19 protein-coding genes are annotated in these 18,396 nt (G+C 43.7%); 16 read left to right on the top strand and 3 right to left on the bottom strand.

Going from position 1 to position 18,396, the window contains the following annotated elements:
- Window positions 1-338: 338 nt before the first annotated feature.
- From DWX43_RS22925 to DWX43_RS22940, 4 genes are all read left to right on the top strand, one after another.
- A complete protein-coding gene (locus tag DWX43_RS22925; RefSeq protein WP_182440797.1) occupies window positions 339-1,460 on the top strand; it encodes a substrate-binding domain-containing protein in 1,122 nt (373 codons plus the stop codon).
- A 76-nt stretch (window positions 1,461-1,536) separates the two neighbouring features.
- A complete protein-coding gene (locus DWX43_RS22930; RefSeq protein WP_118622052.1) occupies window positions 1,537-3,036 on the top strand; it encodes a sugar ABC transporter ATP-binding protein in 1,500 nt (499 codons plus the stop codon).
- Window positions 3,037-4,005, top strand: a complete 969-nt coding sequence (locus DWX43_RS22935; protein WP_118622054.1) for an ABC transporter permease — start codon at window positions 3,037-3,039, stop codon at window positions 4,003-4,005.
- Window positions 4,006-4,016: 11 nt separating this feature from the next.
- Window positions 4,017-5,084 carry an alcohol dehydrogenase catalytic domain-containing protein gene (locus DWX43_RS22940; protein WP_118622056.1) on the top strand — a complete coding sequence of 356 codons (1,068 nt, stop codon included), beginning with the start codon at window positions 4,017-4,019 and terminating at the stop codon, window positions 5,082-5,084.
- Between the two features lie 60 nt (window positions 5,085-5,144).
- Here DWX43_RS22940 and DWX43_RS22945 read toward each other — a convergent pair whose 3' ends face one another.
- Window positions 5,145-5,993 carry a PocR ligand-binding domain-containing protein gene (locus tag DWX43_RS22945; protein WP_118622058.1) on the bottom strand — a complete coding sequence of 283 codons (849 nt, stop codon included), beginning with the start codon at window positions 5,991-5,993 and terminating at the stop codon, window positions 5,145-5,147.
- Window positions 5,994-6,229: 236 nt separating this feature from the next.
- On the opposite strand from DWX43_RS22945, the gene DWX43_RS22950 reads away from it, so the two are divergent.
- The 12 genes from DWX43_RS22950 to DWX43_RS23005 all read left to right on the top strand — a co-directional run bounded on the left by DWX43_RS22950 (window position 6,230) and on the right by DWX43_RS23005 (window position 17,209).
- Complete coding sequence (locus DWX43_RS22950) at window positions 6,230-7,147, top strand: class II fructose-bisphosphate aldolase (RefSeq protein WP_118622060.1); 918 nt, start codon at window positions 6,230-6,232, stop codon at window positions 7,145-7,147.
- A gap of 222 nt (window positions 7,148-7,369) precedes the next feature.
- Window positions 7,370-7,576: a hypothetical protein gene (locus DWX43_RS22955; protein WP_118622062.1), complete on the top strand. Its 207-nt coding sequence runs from the start codon at window positions 7,370-7,372 to the stop codon at window positions 7,574-7,576.
- A 47-nt stretch (window positions 7,577-7,623) separates the two neighbouring features.
- Window positions 7,624-7,833, top strand: a complete 210-nt coding sequence (locus tag DWX43_RS22960) for a helix-turn-helix transcriptional regulator (protein ID WP_109730860.1) — start codon at window positions 7,624-7,626, stop codon at window positions 7,831-7,833.
- Window positions 7,830-8,309, top strand: a complete 480-nt coding sequence (locus DWX43_RS22965; protein ID WP_109730861.1) for a hypothetical protein — start codon at window positions 7,830-7,832, stop codon at window positions 8,307-8,309. Before DWX43_RS22960 ends, DWX43_RS22965 begins: the two co-directional genes overlap by 4 nt.
- Before the next feature lie 159 nt (window positions 8,310-8,468).
- On the top strand, window positions 8,469-9,242 hold the full coding sequence (locus DWX43_RS22970) for an ABC transporter ATP-binding protein (RefSeq protein WP_109730862.1): 774 nt from the start codon (window positions 8,469-8,471) through the stop codon (window positions 9,240-9,242).
- 1 nt (window position 9,243) lies between these two features.
- Entirely contained in the window at window positions 9,244-10,449 is a 1,206-nt protein-coding gene (locus DWX43_RS22975; protein ID WP_118622064.1) for an ABC transporter permease, read from the top strand.
- A gap of 139 nt (window positions 10,450-10,588) precedes the next feature.
- The gene (locus DWX43_RS22980) at window positions 10,589-10,843 is read left to right on the top strand and encodes a YlmC/YmxH family sporulation protein (protein WP_109730864.1); all 255 of its coding nucleotides are present in this window, start codon (window positions 10,589-10,591) and stop codon (window positions 10,841-10,843) included.
- A 116-nt stretch (window positions 10,844-10,959) separates the two neighbouring features.
- Window positions 10,960-11,409 carry a transcriptional regulator NrdR gene (gene nrdR, locus DWX43_RS22985; RefSeq protein WP_109731108.1) on the top strand — a complete coding sequence of 150 codons (450 nt, stop codon included), beginning with the start codon at window positions 10,960-10,962 and terminating at the stop codon, window positions 11,407-11,409.
- A 79-nt stretch (window positions 11,410-11,488) separates the two neighbouring features.
- A complete protein-coding gene (locus DWX43_RS22990) occupies window positions 11,489-12,202 on the top strand; it encodes a LytTR family DNA-binding domain-containing protein (protein ID WP_118622066.1) in 714 nt (237 codons plus the stop codon).
- Window positions 12,202-13,464 carry an ATP-binding protein gene (locus tag DWX43_RS22995; protein ID WP_118622068.1) on the top strand — a complete coding sequence of 421 codons (1,263 nt, stop codon included), beginning with the start codon at window positions 12,202-12,204 and terminating at the stop codon, window positions 13,462-13,464. Before DWX43_RS22990 ends, DWX43_RS22995 begins: the two co-directional genes overlap by 1 nt.
- Before the next feature lie 239 nt (window positions 13,465-13,703).
- Window positions 13,704-16,769 (top strand): glycoside hydrolase family 3 C-terminal domain-containing protein, encoded by a 3,066-nt coding sequence (locus tag DWX43_RS23000; RefSeq protein ID WP_118622070.1) that lies wholly within the window; start codon window positions 13,704-13,706, stop codon window positions 16,767-16,769.
- Window positions 16,766-17,209, top strand: coding sequence for a hypothetical protein (locus DWX43_RS23005; protein WP_118622072.1), 444 nt, complete (start codon window positions 16,766-16,768; stop codon window positions 17,207-17,209). Before DWX43_RS23000 ends, DWX43_RS23005 begins: the two co-directional genes overlap by 4 nt.
- Before the next feature lie 86 nt (window positions 17,210-17,295).
- On the opposite strand, the gene DWX43_RS23010 is transcribed toward DWX43_RS23005, so the two are convergent.
- Together DWX43_RS23010 and DWX43_RS23015 are read right to left on the bottom strand one after the other, a co-directional pair.
- Window positions 17,296-17,568, bottom strand: coding sequence for a DUF6092 family protein (locus tag DWX43_RS23010; RefSeq protein WP_118622074.1), 273 nt, complete (start codon window positions 17,566-17,568; stop codon window positions 17,296-17,298).
- On the bottom strand, window positions 17,561-18,091 hold the full coding sequence (locus tag DWX43_RS23015) for a nitroreductase family protein (protein ID WP_109730870.1): 531 nt from the start codon (window positions 18,089-18,091) through the stop codon (window positions 17,561-17,563). The genes DWX43_RS23010 and DWX43_RS23015 overlap by 8 nt, the downstream gene beginning before the upstream one ends.
- Window positions 18,092-18,396: the final 305 nt, after the last annotated feature.

The raw sequence follows: 18,396 nt of genomic DNA on the forward strand, positions 1-18,396 counted from the left end.
AGATTCATTGTTTTCTGCGGTTCTAATAAGTAATTAATTGGGTAAACCGGCGAACTGACGATTGAAAAATGAAAGGTGACTAAAATTTATCTGAAAATGAAAACACTTTTTTTGCTTTGTTGAAATAGTACTATAAAAACGTACATATTTCTCTGCTTTTGTACATAATGACGGTGAACGTGTTGAAATATAATGGAAAATGTATGTATTATACAATTACATCATGATTAATGCTTCTAAGACTAAAGAAGCGAAAAGTACATTCCGGCCGGACTGTTCTATATTCTGCACTTATTGGATGGAAAATTTTCAATGAGATTCGAGAGGAGAAGAATGATATGAAAAAGAAGTTATTGGGTATCTTGTTAGCAGGTGTGATGGTCATTTCACTGGCAGCTTGTTCAGGAGGAGAGAAGGCATCATCGGAGGATAGTACACCGAAAAGTGGGGAAACGACAGAGAAGACAGATAAAAAGGACGGAGATTTCAAAGTCGGTATTTCCATGAAAACACTGGATGGGGCTTATTTTACAGCATTATCTACACATATTACAGATTTCTGTGAGGAGAAAGGCTGGACAGTGACAACACTGAATGCAGATTCCGATACACTGAAAGAAGCCGAAAATATGGATACATTCATTACACAGGGATATGATTTGATCTTCATGGACCCATACGATCCGGAGGGGGCAGTGGCAGCAATCGACAAAGCGAATGATGCAGGGATTCCGGTGATCTGCTGTGATAACAGTTGTGGGGAATCTGCACATAATGTAACGACAGTATTCTCTGACAACCTTCAAAATGGCCGCGAAGTAGGACTGTGGGTTGGGGCAAATTGTTTCGATAAGGACGAGCTTATCTCAGCAGTACTGATTGCTGGACAGAAAGGTGTGTATGCAGGACAAGAGAGAAGGACCGGAGTGATCTGCGGTGTTATAGAGACCCGTTCTGGATGTACAGAAGATGAAGCATGGGACGCCGCTGAAAAGATGGAAGCGGAGTTGATAAATAATGGTTCTGCTAAAAACGATGATGCAAACTTTGAAATCCGCGGTGTAGGCTGGGGAGACTGGAATGCAAATGGCGGACTGGCAGCGGCAGAGGACCTGATCGTAGCGAACCCGAATATTAACTTCCTCTTTGGTGAGAATGATGCAATGGTTATGGGAGCTATGACGGCAGTTGAAAACGCAGGGCTTACTGATAAAGTTGTTCTGGCAGCGGCAGCTGACGGGCAGAAAGAGGCATATGAATTAATCAAGAAGGGGACGTCTTATAAGGCAACAGGAGAAAATAACCCGAAGGTTGTAGCAGAGACAGCAGTAGGAATCGCAGAAGATATTCTTGTGAATGGAAAAGATCCGGGCGGATATGAAAAGTATACGAAAACACCGGCTAATTGCATTAATCCTGACAACGTAGATGAATTCTACAGTCCGGACGCATTATTCTAATTATAACAGGAATCGGACAGAGGGTGCGGCCTTAAGCGGCATCCTCTGATACCAGACAAAAGCCGGGAGGAAAAAGATGGTAAATCAAGAGTATCGGATTGAAATGCTTGACATAAAGAAAGCATTTTCCGGAATTTATGCACTTAACGGAGCACAGCTTAAGGTGAAACCGGGAGAGATTCATGCACTGATCGGCGAAAACGGCGCGGGAAAGTCTACCTTGATGAAGGTTCTTGCGGGAGCACTTCAAAGGGAAGACGGTATCGTAAAAATAGAAGGACAGGAAGTTCACTTTTCTACTCCGAAGGAAGGCAAGCTTGCAGGGATAGCCACAATATATCAGGAATTCATGCTGGCTCCGGAACTTACGGTTACGGAAAATATATTTATTGACAGGTTAAACAAAGAAGGAAAGATAATCAAATGGAAACGGCTGACAGAGGAAGCGGCACGCCTGCTTTCTGAGATGGGATTTGATGAAATAAATCCCGGCACGAAGGTGGCAGAGTTAAGTGTTGCATATCAGCAGGTTGTAGAGATTTGTAAATCGATATCAAGAAATGCAAAGGTTCTTGTTCTGGATGAGCCGACGGCTGTTCTGACCGTGAAAGAAATTCAAAAACTTTTTAAACTTTTGAAAAAGCTAAAAGCAGATGGTGTCAGTATTATTTATATATCGCATCGTCTGGAAGAGATATTTGAATTATGCGATACCATAACAGTTATGAAAGACGGCGCATTTGTAGACTGTATACCCGCAGATTCGATAGATAAAGAAGGGCTGATCCGGAAGATGGTCGGAAGAGATCTGAACCAGATGTTCCCTGACAGACATGCAGAAATCGGGGAAACTGTTCTGGAAGTGCAGCATATGACAGGATCAGAACTTGTACAGGATATCAGCTTTTCCGTAAAATCTGGTCAGGTGCTTGGCTTTTATGGACTTGTCGGTGCTGGAAGGACAGAAACTATGCGGGCAGTCTTTGGCGCAGACAAATGGGAGAGCGGAAGTATTCGTTTTCTGGGAAAGCAGGTTCACTTTAAATCACCGAAACAGGCGGTTAAAGCAAAACTGGGAATGCTGCCGGAGGACAGGAAACGTCAGGGAGTGCTTCTTGATCAGAGTATCAAGATGAATGCTTCAATTACGGCTATGGGAAAGGCACAGAATAAGGGAATATTCAGCTTAAAGAAGGAGACATCCTTCGTAAAAGAATTGTTAGGAAAAATAAATACAAAGTATGCATCTATTGAAGATCCGGCATCCAGCCTGAGCGGGGGCAACCAACAGAAGGTGGCACTGGCAAAGTGGCTTGCGGCAGACTGCAGATGCATCATTTTCGATGAACCTACAAGAGGCGTGGACGTGGGGGCAAAAACAGAAATCTACCATTGCATAAACCAACTGGCCCAGTCCGGTCTTGCAATTATTATGATCTCTTCTGAAATGCCTGAGCTTATGGGGATGTGCGATGATATTATCGTTATGCACCAGGGCAGAATACGCGGAACGTTAAGCCGCGCGGAATTTAGTGAAGATAATATTATTTTTGCGGCGATGGGAGGAGAAAAATAAATGGCACAAGAAAAAGGAAAATCAACTTTTAGTGTAAAGAATTTTATACTAAAAAATAATACATATTTAATCCTGCTGGTTTTATTTATCGTTTGTTCTATAGTATCAAGAGATTTCCTGACACTGAGCAATCTGGTAAATATCTGCCAGCAGTATGCGAGTACGGTAATTGTATCAATCGGGATGCTGTTCGTAATACTGACTGGGGGAATCGACCTTTCAGTTGGTTCTATCGTAGCAATCGGAAGTGTTTTGTCTGCTTATTCATTAAGTTCCTGGGGCTGGGGTGTTGTACCGTCCTGCCTGATCAGTCTTTTACTGGGGACCGCCTGCGGGCTGTTTACAGGTTTTCTGGTTGCACGGACAGACATGGCACCGTTTGTAGCATCATTAGCAATGATGACAATGGCAAGGGGAATCGCATATATGGTATCCAATGGATCACCGATTATGACTCCTGCCGGTTCCATCAGCGTACTGGGAACCGCAAAGGTATTTCCGTGGCTGACATGGCTTGCAGTAATTGCGGTAATAATTGTAGCTGCGGCATGGTTCGTAATAAATTACCTGTCTTTCGGGAGAATTACGATTGCAATTGGAAGTAACGAAGAAGCCGTACATCTGGCGGGGATTAACACATTTCCGGTGAAAATGGCAACGTACGCAATATCCGGGTTTTGCTCGGCAATAGGAGGAATCATCGCATGTTCCCGTACCGGAATTGGATCTCCGGCAGTGGGAAATGGCCTTGAACTGGACTGTATAGCAGCCTGCGTGATCGGAGGAGCATCTTTAAGCGGGGGAATCGGTTCCCCTGTAAAAACGGTAGTTGGTGTGCTTGTACTGGCTCTGATAGGAAATATTATGAATCTTCTTGCAGTTCCATCTTATCCGCAGGATGTCATTAAAGGAATTATCATAATATTCGCTGTATTGCTCCAGAAAGTTACGAATAAGAATACAAAATAAAGGAGAAATAGATGATGAAGGAAACGATGAAAGCACTTAGGATGCATGCACCATATGATTTTAGATACGAGGATGTTCCGGTACCGGAGATAGATGATGATGAAATTCTTGTAAAAATTGAAGGCTGTGGCATCTGTGCAGGTGATGTCAAGACTTATCACGGTGGCGTAAGAGTCTGGGGAACAGCACCGGAAAACAGATATATCGAAGCGCCGGTTATAGGCGGACATGAATTTGTAGGACGGGTGGTTCAATTTGGAAAAAATGTTACCGGAGTAAACATAGGTGACCACATGGTGTCAGAGCAGATGGTTCCCTGTGGTGAGTGCAGGTTCTGTAAGGCAGGATATTATTCCATGTGTCAGAGACATTATATCTATGGATTTAAAAAAGAAGCCCAGGGAGGTTTCGCTGAGTATATGAAGTTTAGCAAAGAGGGGATCCATCATAAGATTCCAGAGGAGATGACTCTGGAGCAGGCTGTTCTGATCGAACCCCTGGCATGTGCAATGCATGCGGTCGAAAGAGCAAAAATCCAGCACAATGACGTTGTTGTAATTAGCGGACTTGGAGCAATTGGGCTGGGGATGGTCAGTGTTGCCAGAAAACAGCAGCCAAGGCTGATTATAGGTCTTGACCTGCGGCAAAAGAGACTGGATAAGGCACTAAAATGTGGGGCGGACATCGTGTTCAACCCGATGGAGGTAAACGTTGGTGAGGAAATCCGGAAACTGACAGAAGGATATGGATGCGATGTATATATTGAGGCATCAGGGAGTGAAAAGAGTGTCGTTCAGGGAATGGATGCTATCCGTTTTTGCGGAAGATATGTACAGTTTGGCGTTTTCCCCAAGGCAATTACAATTGACTGGAACGATATCGGGGACGGCAAGGAAATTGAGATCTACGGAGCACATTTAGGGCCGTACTGCTATGAACCGGTTATGAAAAGTATACTGGATGGTTCTATTTATACGGAAGGGCTGATCTCACATGCATTCAAAATGGAAGATTGGAAAGAGGCATTTGAAGTGGCAGAAAAAGATCCGGATGCATTTAAAGTCATGTTAATTCCGTAATCAGAATGATAGAACAAGGCTGCTGCAGATTCAACAATCATCAGACAGCAGCCTTTCTTTTTACAATGATTTATCTGTTGCAGATAAACGGTACTGGTTGGCCGTAACACCGACTTCTTTTTTAAATACCTGGCAGAAATAATTGTAGTTTTTGAATCCGGTCAGATCGACTATTTCCAGAATTGACATGTCCGTGGAGGCAAGAAGATACTTTGCCCGGTCGATGCGCTTAAGCTTTACATAGCGGCCGATACTCATATGTACTGTGTCGTTGAGCGTGTCATACAATTTCGTGCGGCTCATATAGAATTCCTGACAAAGAGCTTCGGATGTTATTTTATCATGGATATGACTGTCAATATACTCATCCAGTTTTAGGATAAATCCGTTCCGGTTAAGCCTCATGATCTCACGATACATGATATAGCAGGTACAGGCCTCCATGAGATGGGCGATGGAAAGAATCTCTTCTTTGCTGCGGATATTGATCTGGGAAACGAGATCATGGATATTTTGAATATCCAGACCGTATTCCTCACATTTTTCCCGGATGGATTCTGTTAAATGTGTCTGTGCAGGCGAGCAGATAATCTGCCCGAAAACAATGTATCCAATGATAATATCACTGTCCCAGAGTGGCGCCGCAACTTCTGAGAGCCCCATATGGCAGGTATATATGATCAATTTTTTTTCTTTTTTGCACTGTTCAAAGGCGTTCCTGTTACTCTGGGAGCAGAATTGCTTGGTCTGGTCATTGTTGTGCATGATGGAACAGATTGGACTGTGTTCTTTAGGATAGGACAAGATTTTGGAGTAATTTCCATCATATATGGAGGCCCGGATGTGGGTCACGTTATAAAAGTCTTTTATGATATTTTCCAATGACTCAAGTTCCAGATTAAGTGTCATGGCAAGTTCCTCCGATTCGTGGTTTAAAGAGTATTTTCATGCGATTTCTGTTAAGGGGGAAAGATACGGAATAGTATCTATAACAGTATTATCCGGCAATAAAATTGTGTTTAACTTTTGAAATGATCTAAAATATAAAATTTACATAAAAATAGTCTATACAATTATTATAACTAAATCTTCATATTATTGCAATGTTATAATTAAAACGCAAATACAGAAAGGGGAGATAGAAGTTGCTGGTTACACTAAAAGAAATTTTAGATTTATGCGAAGCTTCAAAATGTGCAGTAGGATCGTTTAATACTCCGAACCTTGAGGCCATTATGGCAGTGATACAGGCAGCGGAAGAGATGGACGTGCCGGTAATTATCCAGCATGCACAGGGACATGAGTCAATCATGCCGCTCAGGACGATAGGGCCAGTTATGATTGAGATGGCAAAGAAGGCCAAAGTACCGGTTGGAGTGCATCTGGACCACGGTGAGACCTTAGATTATATATATGATGCCCTCAATATGGGATTTACTTCGGTTATGTATGACGGCTCGGTTCTTCCTTATGATATGAATGTGGCAAATACCCGTATGGCGGTTGCAATGGCTTCACGGACAGGTGCATCTGTGGAGGCAGAAATCGGAAGTATGGGCCGCCGCGAAACCGGGGCCGCAGTCGGCGATGGAAAAGATCCGGACAAGATTTACACAGACCCTGCACAGGCGCAGCGTTTTGTAGAGGAGACTGGTATCGATGCACTTGCCTGTTCCTTTGGTACGACGCATGGTGTCTATGTCAGGGAACCAAAACTGGATTTCTGCGTGGTAGAACAGGTCAGGAAGAGAGCTCATATTCCTGTTGTTATGCATGGCGGGTCGGGAGTAAAGAAGGAAGACTTTCAGGAGGCTATCTCAAAAGGGGTCAGAAAGGTGAACTATTATACTTATATGGCGATTGCGGGAGGAGAAACCGTGGCGGATAGGTTCCGCATGGGATGTATTCCGGTCGAACATCAGGGGAAGCAGTATAAGTACTGCTATTCTCTGGTAGAAAGCAGCCGGGATACTCCGATATTATATCATGACATCGTCCAGTGGGGGACTGAGGCCATGAAGAAAAACTGTCTTGAAGCAATGGCGGTTTTTGCCATGAAATGATAGTATAGAAGCGAAAGAAGCCGATAAAAAGCCGGCTTCTTTTTTTGTCGTATAAACTGACGAAGAGGCTGAAAACTTGAAATGTAAAACAAACTTTACAAAAAATGTAAAACTCACTTGACATTTAATGTAAAGCGAACTATACTTTAATCAGAAAGACAAATACGGAAATATGATTCCGGGTTTTCATAATCCACAAAGTAGCAGAAAGGAGAAGTTCCAATGAGAAGAGATTTACGTAAGGAAGTAAAAATAGGATTATTGGTGTGTGCAGGAACGTTAACGATGGAACAGTTTTTTGCTGTGCCTGAGTTTATAAAAGGTGTGATGTTAGGATTCGGCATATGTTATGAACTAATAGGACTCCTGCCGGAAGAAAAGTACCAGAGACTGAAAGCGAAGAAGAAAGAACTTTTCAGATTCAGGTAGGACGCATACAAGGATCACAATAAAACATAAGAAAGCGGGGAAGCGTATTGATTAACCGGATTCAGGAATTAAGGAAAGCGCGGAAGATTACGCAGAATGAGCTGGCAGATGCGGTTGAAGTGACAAGGCAGACCATTATATCGCTGGAAAACGGCAAGTATAATGCATCGTTGATTTTAGCCCATAAGATTGCACAGTATTTTGAAATGAGTATAGAGGAGATTTTTATATTTAATCTGGAGGAGGAGAACATATGATAGTGAAAACATTATTAAAAGGTGCAAAGACCGATGAGGAGTACAGGAACAAGTTGAAGAGCAGATGTAAGGCCGATATCCTGCTTTGTTTTGCGGGGGCTGCAGCCATAATTGCGGCGCTGTTTGCAATGATGCGTATGGAAACCATGCATGCAGGATTTGTATGCGGATTATTTTCAGGAACCGGGGCAGTTATCATTGTCATGGGAATTAAGGAGTATATAAAAGCAAAGAAACTTCTGCGTGATGAAAAACGTCTGAGGGCGGAACGGCTGAAAGAGTCCGATGAAAGGAACAGCCTGATCATGCAGAAGACGATGTACCTGACAGGATATATTATGCTTGGTCTCTGTTATGTGACAATGCTGATATCCGTGTTCTTCAATATGATGGTATTCTGGTGCATATGGGCAGTGACAATATTGTACTGCCTGCTTCTGGCTGTTATCAAAAAGTACTATGAGAAGAACCTGTAATTCCGGGTTCCTGATTTCAGGAAAGCAGACTGAGAAATTAAATATAAAAACCCAATATAAAAACAGGGATAAAACTGGTAAAATATTTTGGTTGACAAATAGATAACAAAGACTTATATTTGTATTAACACAATAATACAGATATGAGGAGGGGAGATTATGATTGAAATCAAAGGCATGACCAAGATTTATAAGCTGAACAAAAAGCAGATGAAGGAATCCAAGACGACGAATCCGGTCAAGACTGCTGTTAATAACCTGAGCCTGACTGCAAAGCCGGGAGAGATATATGGACTTTTAGGACCAAACGGGGCGGGAAAGACGACGACACTGCGCTGCATCTCTACGATTATCAAGCCCACAAAAGGAGAGATATTCGTTGCAGGACACGAGGTACAGAAGGAGCCGGAAAAAGTAAGGGAGAAGATCGGTTTCCTGACCGGTGATATCAAGCTGGACCCGCAGTTTTCCGTTGACTATATGTTTGACTTCTTCGGAAGACTGCATAATATACCGGAAGACAGGTTAAAGTCCCGGAAAGAAGAACTTTTTACTTATTTCGGGATCAAGGATTTTTCACATAAGAAGATCAAAGAGCTGTCAACAGGTATGGCACAGAAGGCGGCTATCGCAGTCTGCCTTGTGCACGATCCGGAGATTGTGATATTTGATGAGCCGACCAATGGGCTGGATGTTATCACGGCTAGAAGCGTAACGGATTATCTGAAAAAGCTGCGGGATGACGGCAAGCTTGTCATCATCTCCACACATGTGATGTCCGAGGCTGAGAAGATCTGTGACAGGATCGGGATTATCATTGACGGATGCAAAGTTGCTGAAGGGAATCTGGAGCAGATCCTCCACGATACGAATACAGAGGATCTCGAAGATGCTTTCTTTGAACTCTACAGAGACATAAAAGGGGGGAAGTAAGATGAGTGGAATCAGTCAGATATGCCGGAAAGAACTGGCCAGAGTATTTAAAGATAAGAAGATGATTTTTTCCGTTTTCCTGCTTCCTGTCCTTATCATGGTCGGGATCATGACACTGGTCAGCAGTCTGAGCACGAGTGCACAGAATGATGTGGAAGCGCATAATTCTATTGTATATGTCCAGAATGCCCCGGACGGATTTGAAGACTTTTTAAGATCATCAGATAAAGAATGTGAGATTATCCAGATGAGCGACCGTGCAGGCACGGAAGATATGATCAGAGACGGGAATGCGGACCTGCTGATAGAATTTCCGGAAGGTTTCATGGACGCGGTTACGGAGTATAAGGCCGGTGATGCTGTCCCTCAGATCAAGACCTATTATAACCCGTCGGAAGATTATTCACGTGCGGCATATGATGCGATTTCATCAGGCGTGCTGGAAAATTACAGGGAGACACTTCTGGCAGACCGCGTGGAAGACATGGCGGGGCTGACCGTATTTACGGTGAATTCTGACAATCCGGATATGGTCATTCAGGATGAAGAAAAGGCCGGCGGGAAGATACTCGGTATGATGCTGCCTTACTTTATAACGATCCTGTTATTTGCTGGTGCGATGGGGATCGGGACGGATATGGTAGCCGGTGAGAAGGAGCGTGGTACAATGGCAAGCCTTCTCGTGTCTCCGATAAAAAGAAGCTCGATCGTATTAGGAAAAGTATTCTCACTCATGATTATTTCCGGTGTCTCTTCGGTTGTCTATGTGGGGGCTATGGTAGCCTTTATGCCACAGATGATGGGCGGCATGGGAGGTTCGGATTTAGGCGTGAACCTGTCGCTGAACCCGGCACAGATAGGGATGCTGGCGGCGCTTTTAATTGCAATTGCGTTTATGTATTCCGCGATCATCGTTCTGGTATCTGTATTTGCCAAGACTGTAAAGGAAGCGAACTCCTATATCATGCCAGTGTATATGCTCGTACTTGTACTCGGAATCACAACAATGTTTACAACAAAGACCCCACAGGAATGGCTTTATGCCGTACCGATCTATAACACATCACTGACGCTGCAGGGAATCCTGACACAGGAGGTCACCATGATGCAGTATGGACTGACACTGGGAGTAACACTGGTTCTCGGAGCGGTACTGATCGGTGTAATCGCGAAGGCGTTTGAGAGCGAGAAAGTGATGTCAATTTAACCATTACACAGTATCACCGATTCTGAATGCCTGCATATAGTAACAGTAAGAATAACTGCTGTTGCTGTATGCGGGTATTTTTTGTGTTATCAGAAAATTGGTCCGTATGAAGCAGGCTGACTGTTCAGGATGGGAAACTATGAGATTATGTGAACTGCGGGAAAAGGAAGTAATCAACGTATGTGACTGTAAGAGGCTGGGGTGTGTCGTAGATATAGACATCGATGTCAAAGAAGGCAGGGTTGAGGCGATCATAATTCCGGGCCCCGGGAAGATATGCGGGTTTCTGGGGACAGACTGCGAATATGTGATTCCGTGGCGCTGTATTAAGAAGATCGGTCCGGATATTATATTAGTAGAAATACAGGAGGAAAAGTTTCTTCAGAAGCTGTAAAGACCCCGCCCCGGAAAAGGGCAAAAAAGCCCGTAAATACGCGAAACATCATCTGGACACAGTAAAGGATATTGTGTATAATGAGGACAGAATTGGTAGGAAAGGCGGAATATATTATGAAATGTCCTTATTGTGGCCACCCCGATACGAGAGTTATTGATTCAAGACCGGCGGAAGAGAACAATTCCATTCGCAGAAGGCGTTCCTGCGATGTGTGCGGAAAGCGTTTTACAACTTATGAAAAAATTGAGACTATTCCGCTGATCGTGATCAAGAAAGATAACAACAGGGAACAGTATGACCGTGCCAAGATAGAACAGGGTGTTTTAAGTGCCTGTTATAAACGTCCGGTTCCTGCATCTGAGATCCAGAAGACGATAGATGAAATTGAACTGGAGATTTTCAACAGGGAAGAGAAAGAGATTCCGAGCAGCAAGATCGGCGAGATCGTGATGGACAAGCTGATGGCTCTGGACCCTGTAGCTTATGTTCGTTTTGCATCCGTTTACAGGGAATTTAAGGATGTGAATACGTTTATGTCAGAGCTGAAGCAGTTCCTTGAATAAGTGATGGATATCATCTGTTTTGACAGGAAGAAAAGCACGTCTGCGGACGTGCTTTTCCATATATAAGGGGGGGGGAAACATGATTCGTATTGCAATCGTAGAGGATGATAAAGCTTTTATGAACAGGATCAAAAAGTATATAGACACTTATGTCATGGAAAACGATGTCGAAATCGATGTTTCTTGTTTTTCTGATGGAAGTGAACTGGTTTCAGACTATGAGCCGGTGTATGATATTCTGTTAATGGATATTGAAATGCCGAGAATGAACGGAATGGACGCGGCAAAGGTGGTGCGCAGGACAGATGACCGGGTCATTATAATTTTTATAACGAATATGGCACAGTATGCGATCAACGGGTATGAGGTCGGGGCTCTGGATTATGTACTCAAGCCGGTTAAATATTTTCCTTTTTCCATGAAGCTGACGAAGGCGGTTTCATCTATCCGGGAATCGGAGGCAGTAAGCCTGCTTGTTCCTCATGAGACGGGAGTTCGGAAGGTAATGTCTGATGATATTATCTATGCTGAGATAAGAGACCACTGGCTTCATATTATTACAAAGAGTCAGGAGTATAAAATGCTGGGGACTTTGAAAGAATTTGCAAACAAATTTGAGGAAAAGCATTTCACATGTTGTAACCACTGCTTTTGTATCAATCTGAAATATGTAACGTCACTTGAGAAAGAAACAGTTGAACTGGATGGCAGGTATGAGCTGAAGGTGAGCAGATCGCGCAAAAAGCAGTTAAAGCAGGCACTTTTAGATTATTACAAGGGAGGGCTGAGATAATGGGAGAGACAATTGCAGACTTGATATTACGGAGTTTTTTTACGATTAATATGCTTCCGATTGTTTTGCTGTTTTCAGCCAGTTTAAAGAAAAGGGACAGGTTCCCGTACCGTCTGGCCGGAGGGATTATATTCTGCCTGTTCTGTGCCAGTCTGTTCACCCACGGATTTTTAACGTATATTGTTGAATTCTGTGCAATGACAGTATTTTGCTTCCTCCTGTATGATATAACGGTAAAAGAATCTGTTTATTGTCTTGCGTGTGCATACATAACACAGCACATTTCTTACGGCCTGTACCAGATACTGTTCCGCCCGGATGGAAATCAGCCGGTTTATTCTATCGGCTATATACTGGTTTCCATAGCCGTACTTGCGGCAGTTTATTATTTGGTCGTGAGAAAGCTGCCAGAAAACGGCAGGTTTAATATTGACCTTAAATTTTCGATGTTTTCACTCTGTATTATATTACTGCTTGTACTGGTACTCAGTATTGTGGCGGATAATATTTATGCTGGGGACAGAAGCAGCATGTACTATGTTTGTATGGCATATGATCTGATCTGCTGTGTCTTTGTTTTATGGGAACAGGTTGATTATAAGAAAAAGCTGAAAAAACAGAGAGAACAGGATATGGAAAAGCAGATCTGGATGAAACAAAAGGAATTGTACAAGCTCAGGAAAGATGACATGGAGACGATCAATATGATCTGCCATGACCTGAAGAAGCATCTGGAGTCCCTTAAACTGTTTGCGAATGAAGAGGAGCGGCAGACATATTTCAATGAAGTCAGCAAAACAATACAGTCCTATGATTCCCAACTGGAGACCGGCAGCAAGGTGCTGGACATTCTGCTCTCGCAAAAGAATCTGATCTGTATGAAGAATGGTATTGACCTGACTTGTGTGGCAGATGGGAAAAAGATGGATTTCATTCATGCGGTAGATCTTTATACAATCCTTGGAAATGCGATAGACAATGCTATTGAAAGTGTACTTATGGTTTCTGATCCGGAAAAGAAGATAATTTCGGTTTCAGTGTGGACAAAAGGAAAACTTCTGCTTATGCAGGTGGAAAACTATTTTGAAAATGAGGACCTTATTTTTGAAAATGGTCTGCCGCTGACGACGAAGAAGGAGAGTGAAGGGCATGGATTCGGGCTGAAAAGTATCAGAAACAGCGTGGAAAAATATGATGGCTGTATGGATGTGGGGATACAAAACAATACATTTAGGCTGATGATTGTAGTTCCGATTCCGTAAGAAAGAAAAAAATGCAAAGTACGAAATGGAAATGACCTGTTACGAAATATCTGTGGATATTTTGTGAATTCATGATATATTTTACAAAAATAATGATGTGCACGGAATTATTTTATTCCCGCGGGCAGCGATTCGGGCAGACAGATTTGCATGTCCGGCTGGCGGCAGCAGCGGGAGTCGGGTTCCCTGCAGTTTGATGCAGTGTATCTGGCGCGATCATATATCATGGAGGAAAGGGAATGAAAATTAAGAAAGAACTGACACGAGGTTTAGGTGCAGTCTCGGCGTTCATGCTAGTTGCGGTGAACCTGGGCGCACCAGTTGCGGATTCGTATGAAGGCAGGATCAATACGGTTCTTGGAATTAACACAACGAAAATTGTATCTGATGATACAAAGGAAGAGGATACCGCATATTATAAGAGCGATTATGGAACAGATATTTATGATACAGACAAGCTTCAGGAACTGGAAGACGACTGTGCCGATGAGGCAGTGCTTGAACAGGAGGAAGGATCCGTACTTTTAAAAAATGATAATAATGCGCTTCCACTCTCAGAGGGCAGCAGTATCACATTATTCGGGCAGAATTCTATAGAAAGTGCCCAGAAGTCCGAGTCGGCCGGCGGGTTTGGAGCGGCGGCACCTGTCAGCGGGCCGTTTTACAGCTATCATTCAACAAGTGGGTCCACACAGGAACTGGTAACGTATTTATCTGCCATGCAGTCAGCGTATAATGTAAACGAAACAATGGTGAAAGCATACCAGAACAGTGGTTATACGCGCCTGAAGGATGCACAGAATCCGGAAATCGGAGAGGCACCGAAGGGATTATACACTGAAGATCTGAAAAACAGCTGGAAAAATGAATATAATGATGCGGCAGTAGTTATGCTGACGAGGCAGGGAAGTGAAGACTGTGACCTTGTGCTGGAGGACTCAGAGGGGATCAGCCAGCTCGCACTGCATCAGGATGAGCGTGATCTTCTGGAAATGCTTAAGGAAGAGAAAGCAAACGGAACATTTAAGAAGATTATTCTACTTGTAAACTCGAACTGGGCGATGGAACTTGGGGAGCTTGAAGATTATGATGTGGATGCATGTCTCTGGATCGGGTCTCCCGGTGCAGTTGGTTTTACCGGCGTTGTAAACGTGCTGAAGGGTGATGTCAGCCCGTCCGGAAAACTGGTGGATACTTATGCGAAAAACTCCCTGTCAGCACCGGCAGTTACCTATGCGCAGGCTAAAAACACACCACAGTGGGAAAATCTGGATGAAGTTCTGGAATTCTGTTCAGATACGGACAAATATGTTTCTAATTATCTGATCTATTCCGAGGGTATTTATGTGGGATATAAATATTATGAGACAAGATACGAGGATACAGTGCTTGGCAGCGGGAATGCTACGGGTGCCGCCGGTTCTTCGACAAATGCAGCGTGGGATTATAACAACGAAATTGCCTATCCGTTTGGATATGGATTGTCTTACACATCCTTCACACAGCAGGTAGATGGTGTAGAGTACCATGAAGAGACAGACAGCTATACAGTAAAGGTGACGGTAACAAATGAAGGAGATAAGGCAGGAAAATCTGTTGTCCAGGTTTATGCGCAGACTCCTTATGGTGATTACGAGAAAGAAAATGCAGTTGAAAAGTCTGCTATTCAGGTGGCCGGTTTTGAGAAGACTGGTATGCTGGAACCGGGCGCATCCGAGACTGTAGAGGTTGATGTGGAAAAATATCTGCTGGCCAGCTATGATTATACGAATGCAAAGGGATATATCCTGAGTGAAGGAGATTATTATCTTGCAATCGGTGATGACGCGCATGATGCATTAAATAATATTCTGGCGGCAAAAGGTGCGCAAGGAATGACAGACGTACTTGGCAGCCCGGCCGAAGGAGATGCGGACAAGGCATACACTTGGAAGGAAGAGAAACTGGATACAGAAACATATAGACAGTCACGTTATTCTGACGAGACGGTGACAAATCAGTTTGACGATGCCGACCTGAATAATCTGGAAACAGATACAGTTGATTACCTTTCCAGAAGTGACTGGGAGGGCACATATCCGGTTACACAGGTTTCTGTAACGGCGACAGAGGATATGATGAAAACTCTCGACGGCGAGCTGTACGAACAGCCAGAGGATTCTCCGTCCGTCGATGATTTTACACAGGGAAAAGATGCTGGCCTCTCCTTTGTAAGCATGAAAGATGTGGAGTTTGACGATGAGGAAACATGGAATACATTTTTAGACCAGCTGACGGCAGAGGAAATGTGTTCAATCCTTCCGGACCAGAATGGTTCTTCTATGATCGAAAGCGTAAATATGCCGGCCACATACAGAGGGGATGACATGGACTGTCTGGAGCAGGTGAAATTTAAGGCAACTGAAAAGTCTGGTATCGTATGGCCTTCAACGGTGGTCATGACTTCAACATGGAACAAGGATGAGATGGCAAGGCGCAGTGCCCTGACAGCAAACGAGGCTTACTTCATGGGCTGTACCGAGATCTGGTCAGGGGGGCCGAATATTCACAGGACACCATTTAACGGACGTGCATCCGCGTACTATTCAGAAGACGGTAATATGGGATATATCGTCGGAGCCATTGTCGGGGAAAATGTCCAAAAATACGGTATTATTCTGGGGCTCAAACACATGGTTGTCAACGACCAGGAGGCAAACAGGGAGAGTGTGGCGACCTTTACAAATGAACAGGCTTTAAGAGAGCAGTATCTCAGGGCATTTGAAGGCGCTTATACGAAAGGCGGCGCCCTGGGGACAATGACAGCGTTTAACCGTATCGGATGTACCTACTGTGGAAGCTCTGCGCCTCTTCTGACACAGGTGCTGCGCGGTGAATGGGGCTTTAAAGGGCATGTGACAACAGATGCGGTTGTTGCAATGGATTATAAGACGCATTATACGTCGAATATCACAGCAGGCGTCGACTATTTCTGCTGGGATATGGCCGGATTCGGAGCATCAGAGGAGACGACGGCATCCAACCTCAGTAAAGACAAAGTGTTAAAGGCAATTGAGGATGGCGATGGTTATATGCTGGAAGCATTGCGTAATGCAACAAAGCATACCGTCTATGCCCAGTCCAGATCCATTCTGATCAACGGACTTGACAGCAATGCAAAAGTAGAACACATTACACCGTGGTGGCAGACTGCTCTGAAAGCACTGAATGTTGTATTCATCCTGCTGACAGCATTGTTTATCGGACTATACTATCTGGAGGCATTTGTCTGGAGTAAAAAAGAACTGGGAGGGAAGCAGTCATGAAAGGATTATTAGTACAAAAAAGAATCAGCGGCCTGATCAATCTTGTGAATGCAGTATTTACTTTCATTATTATGATCGCTTATGCGGTTCTGTCAAATAAAGCAGGAGAATTCAATAAGAATGTAGTGATATATCTGCTTCTTGCTGTAATATGCTGCGCTGTATATTTCAGCGTTGATCATAAGTTTCTGGATATCGCAAATCTGGTCGCTGTTGTATTCCTTACGATGGGAATAGGGACATTTGCAATCGGCAGTATAAATACATTTGCCGACGCGCTGAATGGTATCTCCATGTTTGGATCATCCGGAGATATCGGGTATATTGTCGTTCTTCTGATTCTACTTGCAGTGGCCCTGCTGGCTGAGATTGTATCCTGCTTTATGAGCAGGGAGCCGAAAGTCCCATCAGTAAAATTAACAGATAAAGTATCTGGTTAAGAAGAGAAGTAAAGCCATACTGACATTGTACCGCTTCTGCATGGTACGGTGACAGTATGGCTTCATTTTTGTGGTAAAGGAGCAGCTTATAAAAGGTCTACAAGCTTTGCGGCCGCATCCTGCAGCATCTGATAAAAGGCTTCCTCGTCGGATGTGCTCTTTTGTTTTCCATTCTCTATGATCCGGATCAGCTCTTTGAGATCTTCATTATCCGGTTCTTCCTCCTGCATCAGTCCGCACAGCCTCTGGGACGCCTCTATCATTCTGAGAGGGCCATAGATATGCGGTTCGTTTTCTAAGCCGGCGGCACTGGTTATCATATAAATTAAAAGTTCCATATATGCTTCTTTGTTATTCATGTTTTTCCTCCCATCGGTTAAAAATCAGGACATCCTCCAGAGATTTCCGTCTGGACTCTCTGGGTTCTCCGTCCGGCCAGCCTATGGACATAAGCATTTCAATGCGGTAGGTATCGGGCAGATTCAGAAGCTTCCTGACAGCTGCGTCGTTATAAGATTTGACAGCACAGGTCCCGAGGCCTTCTTCAAGCGCGGCAAGCATAATGTTTTCGGCAGCCATAGAGGCATCCATCATGCAGCCGTAGATTTCAGAATTGCGTGAACCATGTTTCAGGGCATAGTCCATATCCGAACAAATGACCAGAATGACAGGCGGTTTGCCGCTCAAACCGGGACTGAACAGATCGACTTTACTTACTAGTTCGGGAAGCGTGACAAAGATAAACTTCCATGCCTGGAGATTACTGGCGCTCGGGGCGGACCGGCCGGCATCTGCAAGCTTCAGGAGGAGTTCCGTGGGTACGGGCTTATCCTGAAATTTTCGTATACTTCTGCGGGACTGGATTGCTTCAGTAACATTCATAGATTCATACCTCTCTTTCGTGGAGTATCATTCACTAAACATTTCCGGTACAGGCATATATTTTCCCCGGATATTTACGGGGATCGCGGATAAAATTATTATATCTCATCTAATAAAATGTGTCACTTACTTTTGAAAACACAGTTTAGTGTTGTAGGACAGATTTGTATTTATTTTCAAAAAAATATTGACATTCGGAGATGAAAATTTCATAATAAAATCAACTGAACTTTACGAGAATAAAGTATAGAATAAAGTATAGACTTTAGTCTAGTAAAGCTCGCGGAACCGTTGAAATTACAAAG

This window comes from Clostridium sp. AF19-22AC (genome assembly GCF_003479085.1).
Taxonomy (GTDB): Bacteria; Bacillota; Clostridia; order Lachnospirales; family Lachnospiraceae; genus Faecalicatena_A; species Faecalicatena_A orotica.

Excerpts from the sequence above, each read along its gene's own strand:
- DWX43_RS22925 (WP_182440797.1), top strand. The coding sequence starts at position 339 with ATGAAAAAGAAGTTATTGGGTATCTTGTTAGCAGGTGTGATGGTCATT.
- DWX43_RS22930 (WP_118622052.1), top strand. The coding sequence starts at position 1,537 with ATGGTAAATCAAGAGTATCGGATTGAAATGCTTGACATAAAGAAAGCA.
- DWX43_RS22935 (WP_118622054.1), top strand. The coding sequence starts at position 3,037 with ATGGCACAAGAAAAAGGAAAATCAACTTTTAGTGTAAAGAATTTTATA.
- DWX43_RS22940 (WP_118622056.1), top strand. The coding sequence starts at position 4,017 with ATGATGAAGGAAACGATGAAAGCACTTAGGATGCATGCACCATATGAT.
- DWX43_RS22945 (WP_118622058.1), bottom strand. The coding sequence starts at position 5,993 with ATGACACTTAATCTGGAACTTGAGTCATTGGAAAATATCATAAAAGAC.
- DWX43_RS22955 (WP_118622062.1), top strand. The coding sequence starts at position 7,370 with ATGAGAAGAGATTTACGTAAGGAAGTAAAAATAGGATTATTGGTGTGT.
- DWX43_RS22965 (WP_109730861.1), top strand. The coding sequence starts at position 7,830 with ATGATAGTGAAAACATTATTAAAAGGTGCAAAGACCGATGAGGAGTAC.
- DWX43_RS22970 (WP_109730862.1), top strand. The coding sequence starts at position 8,469 with ATGATTGAAATCAAAGGCATGACCAAGATTTATAAGCTGAACAAAAAG.
- DWX43_RS22975 (WP_118622064.1), top strand. The coding sequence starts at position 9,244 with ATGAGTGGAATCAGTCAGATATGCCGGAAAGAACTGGCCAGAGTATTT.
- DWX43_RS22980 (WP_109730864.1), top strand. The coding sequence starts at position 10,589 with ATGAGATTATGTGAACTGCGGGAAAAGGAAGTAATCAACGTATGTGAC.
- nrdR (WP_109731108.1), top strand. The coding sequence starts at position 10,960 with ATGAAATGTCCTTATTGTGGCCACCCCGATACGAGAGTTATTGATTCA.
- DWX43_RS22990 (WP_118622066.1), top strand. The coding sequence starts at position 11,489 with ATGATTCGTATTGCAATCGTAGAGGATGATAAAGCTTTTATGAACAGG.
- DWX43_RS22995 (WP_118622068.1), top strand. The coding sequence starts at position 12,202 with ATGGGAGAGACAATTGCAGACTTGATATTACGGAGTTTTTTTACGATT.
- DWX43_RS23000 (WP_118622070.1), top strand. The coding sequence starts at position 13,704 with ATGAAAATTAAGAAAGAACTGACACGAGGTTTAGGTGCAGTCTCGGCG.
- DWX43_RS23005 (WP_118622072.1), top strand. The coding sequence starts at position 16,766 with ATGAAAGGATTATTAGTACAAAAAAGAATCAGCGGCCTGATCAATCTT.
- DWX43_RS23010 (WP_118622074.1), bottom strand. The coding sequence starts at position 17,568 with ATGAATAACAAAGAAGCATATATGGAACTTTTAATTTATATGATAACC.
- DWX43_RS23015 (WP_109730870.1), bottom strand. The coding sequence starts at position 18,091 with ATGAATGTTACTGAAGCAATCCAGTCCCGCAGAAGTATACGAAAATTT.